This window comes from Streptomyces sp. NPDC055078 (genome assembly GCF_053607985.1).
On sequence record NZ_JBSGUP010000461.1, the window covers coordinates 1 to 6,608 of the forward strand.

Below are 6,608 nucleotides of genomic sequence, written 5' to 3' on the forward strand. Positions count from 1 at the left end.
AGACGGCGCTCGCCAGGCCGAAGCCGACCATCTTGACCATGGAGTCGCCGCCCGTCATGAAGGCGCCGAACACGGCCATCATGATCAGCGCCGCCGCTCCCACGACCTTGGCGCTGTGCCGGAACCCGGTGACGACGGCCTGGCCCGGCCCCTCTCCGTGGATGTGGGCCTCGCGGATCCGGGAGACGAGGAAGACCTGGTAGTCCATGGCGAGGCCGAAGATGATGCCCACAAGGAAGATCGGCATGGTGCTCATGATCGGGCCGGTTTCGTCGACGCCGAACAGGCCCGCCCCGTGCCCCTGCTGGAAGACCAGGACGATCGAGCCCAGCGCAGCGGCCACGGACAGCAGGAAGCCGAGTGCGGCCTTGAGCGGCACCAGGATCGACCGGAAGATGAGTACGAGGAGGAGGAACGCGAGACCGACGATCACCCCGAGGTAGGGGATGAGAGCGTCCTGCATCTTCTGGCCGAGGTCGATGTTCAGCGCGGTGGTGCCGGTGACCTTGAAGTCGGCACCCGTGGCGGACGCGATCGCGGGCCGCTCTTCGCGGATCGTGCGGACCAGGTCCTGGGTCTGCCGGCTGGTGGGCGCGGTGGACGGGACGGCGAACAGCACCGCGGTGTCCTTCGCCTCGTTGAACCGGGGCGGGGAGACGGAGACGACTCCCGCGGTGTCGGTCAGCCTGTCGGTGACGGTCTGCACGACGGCCTCGGGATCGTCGGTCTTCCCGGCGTCGACGACCACGGTCAGCGGGCCGTTGAACCCCGGGCCGAAGCCATGTGCGAGCGCGTCGTAGGCGCGGCGCTCCGTGGTGGTGGTGGACTTGGCCTCGTCGCCGGGCATCCCCATCCGCAGGTCCAGGGACGGAATCGCGAGCGCGCCCAGACCGACCACGGACAGAAGCAGCACCGGTACGGGCCTGCGCACCACGAACCGTGCCCAGCGAACACCCATGGGCGCCTTGCCGCTGTTCTCGCCTACCGCTTCGCCCTCCGCTCCCCCGGCGCGTCCCCAGCCCTTGCGGGTCCTGCCCCTGCCCTTGCCGGTCCTGCCGGGGCCCTTGCGGGTACGGCGGGAGAGCACAGCGTCGGGCCAGAAGCCGAGCAGGGCCGGTACGGCGGTCAGCGCGATCAGTACGCCGACGAAGACCGTGCCGGCGGAGCCCACGCCCATCCTGGTGAGCATCGGCACCCCGATCACCGAGAGGCCGAGCAGGGCGATGATGACGGTGAGTCCGGCGAAGACGACGGCGCTTCCCGCCGTGCCCACGGCCAGGGCGGCGGCCTCGTGCGCCGGGTGGCCGTTGGCCCGCTCCTCGCGGTAGCGGCAGACCACGAACAGGGAGTAGTCGATACCGACGGCGAGGCCGAGCATCATGGCCAGTTCGCCGACGGTGGAGGAGAACCCGAGGGCGCTGCTCAGGGCGGTGATGGCGGCCAGGCTGACGGTGACGCCCAGGACGGCGGTGATCAGCGGCAGTCCCGCGGCGGCCAGCGACCCGAAGGAGATCACCAGGACCACCGCGGCGACCAGGACGCCGAGTACCTCGCCCAGGCCCTCCGCTGCCTCCGTCTCCAGCGCGGAGCCGCCGACCTCCACGGTCAGGCCGGCGTCCCGCGCCTGCTCGACGGCCTTCGTCAGAGCCGCCTTGCCTGCGTCCTTGAGGTCATCGGACGCGACCTCGAAAGTGACGGTGGCGTACGCCGTGGAGTCGTCCTCGCTCACGGCGTCGCTCTCGAAGGGGCTGGTCGCCTCTGCCACCTGGGGCCCCTTGGCCGCCGTGGTGACGAGCCGGTCGATGGCCGCGCGGTGGGGAGCGGCGGTGATCCGCTCCCCGTGCGGGGCGACGAACACGATGCGGGCCTCCGCACCGTCCGCCTCGGCGCCCGGGAACCGCTCGTTGAGCAGGTCGAACGCTTCCTGGGACTCGATGCCGGGCAGGGACGACGATTCGTCCGGCGCTTCGGGCGCGCTGGTGGCGGCGAGGAAGACGGCGGCCAGTACCGCTACCCATACCAGGAGGACGGTGCGACGCCTCCGGAAGGCCCAGCGGCCCACCCGGTGCAAGAAAGTCGCCATGAAATGACATCTCCGTATCTGAGAATCGGGAACGCCCCTCACCCTCGCGGCCGGCCGGGGCCGTGTCGTCGGCCCTGGTGAGACTCCCGTGTACTGAAAAGCAAGTAGAGACGGTGCGGCGCCTCATCCCTTGTGCGTAGCCGCCGGCGGCGCGGGGCAGGGAGCCGGCCCACGGCGGTGCGGGCGGCAGGCCGCCCGGATGGTGCGGCCGGAGCACAGCGCGCGCGAGCCTGTTCAGGCGCTGGGGGTGTCGGTGTGTGGTGGGAGCAGGATGCGGAAGGTGGCGCCCTGCGCGGGGGCGGTGTGGACTTCCACCCGGCCGTGGTGGGCCGTGACCAGGGAGTGGGCGATGGACAGGCCAAGGCCGGCGCCGCCGGTCTGGGTCCGGCCGCGGGCGGTGTCGGCGCGGTAGAAGCGGTCGAAGATACGGGCGGCCTGTTCGGCTGTCATGCCGGGGCCCTGGTCGCTCAGCTCAAGGATCGCCTGCCCCTCGTGTATGCCCACGCCGATCCGTACCGGGCTGGCCGGCGGGGTGTGGGCGATGGCGTTGCCGACCAGGTTGGCCATGACCTGGCGCAGCCTCGCCTCGTCCCCCAGTACGGGGGCACCGCCCGGTGGGCCGCCGCCGGGGCCGGTCAGGGTGACGGCCCGCTCGGGGTCGAGGGCCTTGAGGTCGTGCAGGGCGTCGGCGGCCAGGGTGCGCAGGTCCATGGGAGTCACCCGCAGCGGCAGCCGGGCCTGCGCGGTGGGGTCCTCGTCCAGGCGGGCGAGCAGCAGCAGGTCCTCGACGATGCGCACCAGGCGGGCCGCTTCGCGTTCGATGCGGTTCATCGCGGTGTCGACGTCCATACGTTCGGGCATGCCGCCCATGCGGTACAGCTCGGTGAAGCCCTTGATCCCGAACAGGGGTGTGCGCAGCTCGTGGCTGGCGTCCGCGATGAAGGTGCGCATGCGGTCATGGGTGGCGGCCCGGGCCGCGTCACCGGCTTCGATCCGGTCCAGCATGCCGTTGAGGGCGGTGGCCAGGCGTCCCAGCTCGGTGCGGGTTGAGGCCGGCTCGGGGACCCGGCTGGACAGGTCGCCGCCGGCGATGGCGGCAGCGGTCGTCTCGATACGGCGCAGCGGTCGCAGCCCGGCACGCACCGCGAACCAGCCGATGCCCCCCATCAGGACGAGAACCAAGGAGTCGATCACCAGCATCCGCAGTCCCAGATGCCGGATCGTGGTGTCGACGGATTCCAGCGAACCGGCCACGACGACGCTTCCCGGGGAGGCGGAAGACATGTCCGTCTCCTGCTGCGGTGAGGGGGGCCGCACCGGTGTGGCGATCACTCGCCAGTCGCTGCCGCCGCTTTGGGCCGGGGCCTGGAAGGGGCCGGTGCCGCGGGCCTCGACGGCCGCCGTGTCCAAGAAGGGGAGGTGGGGCGCATGGCCCACGGCCGGGCGCGGGGTTTGCCGCAGTCGGCCGTCGGCACCGAGACGTGCCACGTAGAAGTCGCCGGTCAGCTCACGCTCCACCGCATCGCGTACCTGCGGCGCGGTCGCGTCGAGGTCCTCGGTGAGGTCGGGCAGCTTCGCTGCCGCCGCTGCGGCGGTGCGCAGCCGCTCGTCCAACTGGTCCACCAACTGCCGTTCAAGGAGGGTGACCAGCAGGGCGTTGCCGGTGAGCAGGGCAGCCACGACCAGCAGCAGGCAGATGGCCACCAGACGTCCGCGCAGCGACAGTCGTACGGCCGTGTCGCGGAGGGGCTCGATGCTCACGCCGGGGGCCTGCGCAGGACGTAGCCGGTGCCGCGCACGGTGTGGATCAGCTTGACCTGTCCGGTGTCGATCTTTCGGCGGAGGTAGCTGATGTAGGAGGCCACGATGGAGTCGTCGCCTCCGAAATCGTAGTGCCAGACCTCCTCCAGCAGTTGTGTTCTGGACAGCACCTGTCCGGCGTTCTCGATCAGTACACGCAGCAGATTGAACTCGGTCGGGGACAGGGGCACCGGCACGCCCCCTCGGGTGGCCTGGTGGCTGGCGACGTCCAGTTCCAGGTCGCCCACCGTGAGGCGGTCCTCGGACTGGCGGCCGTTGGTGCGGCGCAGCACCGCCTGGATCCGCAGGATCAGCTCCTCCAGGTTGAACGGTTTGGTGACGTAGTCGTCCCCGCCCGCCCGCAGTCCACTGATCCGGTCCTCAGCCGCATCCCGTGCGGTGAGAAAGAGGATCGGCGGATGCCTGTCGCCCGGGCTCGGCCGCTCGCGCAGGCGGCGGGCGACCTCGAAGCCGTCGGTGTCGGGCAGCATCACGTCCAGCACGATCAGGTCCGGGTGCTCGTCGCGTACCGCGTCCAGCGCCTGGGCGCCGGTCTCGGCCGGGACCACGTGGAAGCCGGCCAGCCGCAGGCTCGCTGACAGCAGCTCGCGCAGCGTCGGCTCATCCTCCACGAGGAGCAGGCGTTGTCTCGTCGTCATGGCAGCTGTCCCCAACCGTTGATCGTCCGCACGTCCAGTGTCCCTGTCGTGTCAGGCATCGCGCTTGCGGAACACGACGAACGCCGCCGCCAGCAGCGCGGCCACACACCCGGCCATGACGCCGAGCCCGGCCCAGGGGCCAAGCAGCTCCGGATCACGGACAGCAGTGATGATCTGCCCACCGGCCATGGGCGGCCAGTACTTCGACACCCAGTCGCCGACCCCTCCGGGCAGCGCGGGCGCGAACGCCTGGACGATGAGCATCACACCGAACAGCGTCGTCACCGTGGCCGTCGTGGACCGGATCACCGCGCCCACAGCCAGTCCGAAGAGAGCGGCCAGTGCCAGATATACGCCACCACCGAAGACGCCGCGCAGTGCCACACCGTCGGACAGCGCCAGGTGCGGAGCGCCCGCCCCGGACAGCGACGCCTGCCCGATGAGGAACCCGCAAAGCGACACCACAACCCCCACCGGGAGGGTCACCCCCACCAGCACCACGGCCTTCGACCCCAGGACCCGCGCCCGGTGCGGCACGGACGTGAGCGTCGGCACGATCGTGCGCGCCCCGTACTCCGAGGTCATCACCAGGCCACCCAGCAGGCCGAACGCGATCTGCGCCACCAGGTAACCCCGCAGACTGGTCGCCAGCGGATCGAAGGCGGCCTGGTCAGCAGGCGACAGACCTGCGTACTCGCCGCCCGCGGACGAACCGTTCAACGCGGCGAGCCCCACACTGAACGCGAGCGCGCCCAGAATCACGAACAGTGTCGACCGCATCGTCCGAATCTTGATCCACTCGGCGTGCAGGCTGTGCCGGAAGGTCGCCCCGCGGGGCCGTGCGCCCTGCGAAGCGGGACGCCGACCACGGGCGCGGAAAGGCAGCTTCACCGTCGCCGGCTTCGATTCGGGGCGCGCAGTGGTGTGGCTCATCGGTTCGTCTCCTTCTCGGTCCGGTACTCCACCGCATCGCGGGTCAGGTCCATGAACGCCTTCTCCAGGGAGACCTGACGCGGGGACAGTTCGTGCAGCTCCACTTGGCCCGCCGCGGCGAGGGCTCCGATCTCGGCTGCTTCCAGGCCGGTGACCACGAGCGCGTCCCTGCCTTCGGTGCGCACGCCGGCCGCGCCCCCGAGCAAGGGCCGGAGCGCCTCGGTCTGCGGGGTGCGCACGAGGACCTCCCGCTCGGAATGCGCGTCGATGAAGTCGTTCATCGTGGTGTCGGCGATCAGCTTGCCGCGGCCGATGACGATGAGGTGATCCGCGGTCAGTTCCATCTCACTCATCAGATGGCTGGACATCAGCACGGCCCGTCCTTCGGCGGCCATCCTGCGCATCAGCGAGCGGATCCACACGATGCCCTCGGGGTCGAGACCGTTCAGGGGCTCATCGAAGACCAGGACCGACGGCTCGCCCAGCAGCGCGGCGGCGATCCCCAGGCGCTGGCGCATACCGAGGGAGAAGGTTCCCGCCCGGCGCCGGGCCACCTTCTCCAGGCCGACCTCGGCCAGCACCTCGTCCACACGGCCGCGCGGGATCCCGTTGCCCGCCGCAAGGGCCAGCAAGTGGTGGTAGGCGGTACGGCTGGGCAGCACCGCGCCCGGGTCCAGAAGTGCCCCGACCTCCCTGAGCGGAGCGGGCTGGGCGGTGTACGGCCTGCCGCCCACGGTCGCGGTGCCGGCACTGGCGGCATCCAGACCCAGGATCATCCGGAGGGTCGTCGACTTGCCCGCGCCGTTGGGCCCGAGGAAGCCGGTCACCTCTCCCGGGCTGATGGCGAAGGTCAGATCGTCCACGGCGAGGACCTCGCCGTAGCGCTTGGTCAGTCCACGTACTTCGATCATCGAGTCTCCACGGTCCGATGGGTGGCAGTGGTGCGCGCGATGGCCGCGAGCACCACTCCACTGTCGTCCGCGGACGTGGGAGCGTATGGGTGAACATGAACGCTGCCTGACAGCGTCAAGCCTGTGACCTGCGCCGATCAGATAGTCAGCGGCCTTCGAGGCGCGAACTCACATGAAACTCACACGTAAGCCCGCAGCGGCGGGGCGGGTGGAGACCGCAGC

The 6,608-nt window shown here is 70.7% G+C and carries 5 protein-coding genes; all 5 read right to left on the minus strand.

The annotated features are described in order from the left end of the window. The coding region (locus ACWF94_RS29275) for an MMPL family transporter (protein ID WP_453494969.1) at positions 1–2,083 on the minus strand (2,083 nt) is incomplete at its 3' end. A gap of 234 nt (positions 2,084–2,317) precedes the next feature. Then, a complete protein-coding gene (locus tag ACWF94_RS29280) occupies positions 2,318–3,844 on the minus strand; it encodes a sensor histidine kinase (RefSeq protein WP_453494972.1) in 1,527 nt (508 codons plus the stop codon). Continuing rightward, a complete protein-coding gene (locus ACWF94_RS29285; RefSeq protein ID WP_453494975.1) occupies positions 3,841–4,542 on the minus strand; it encodes a response regulator transcription factor in 702 nt (233 codons plus the stop codon). Before ACWF94_RS29285 ends, ACWF94_RS29280 begins: the two co-directional genes overlap by 4 nt. 51 nt (positions 4,543–4,593) lie before the next feature. Then, positions 4,594–5,475 (minus strand): ABC transporter permease, encoded by an 882-nt coding sequence (locus tag ACWF94_RS29290; protein WP_453494978.1) that lies wholly within the window; start codon positions 5,473–5,475, stop codon positions 4,594–4,596. After that, a complete protein-coding gene (locus tag ACWF94_RS29295) occupies positions 5,472–6,386 on the minus strand; it encodes an ABC transporter ATP-binding protein (protein WP_453494981.1) in 915 nt (304 codons plus the stop codon). The genes ACWF94_RS29290 and ACWF94_RS29295 overlap by 4 nt, the downstream gene beginning before the upstream one ends. Positions 6,387–6,608 lie beyond the last annotated feature (222 nt).

What these genes read in the sequence shown, in the direction of transcription:
- ACWF94_RS29285 (WP_453494975.1), bottom strand. Translation starts at nt 4,542, where the DNA reads ATGACGACGAGACAACGCCTGCTCCTCGTGGAGGATGAGCCGACGCTG.
- ACWF94_RS29290 (WP_453494978.1), bottom strand. Translation starts at nt 5,475, where the DNA reads ATGAGCCACACCACTGCGCGCCCCGAATCGAAGCCGGCGACGGTGAAG.
- ACWF94_RS29295 (WP_453494981.1), bottom strand. Translation starts at nt 6,386, where the DNA reads ATGATCGAAGTACGTGGACTGACCAAGCGCTACGGCGAGGTCCTCGCC.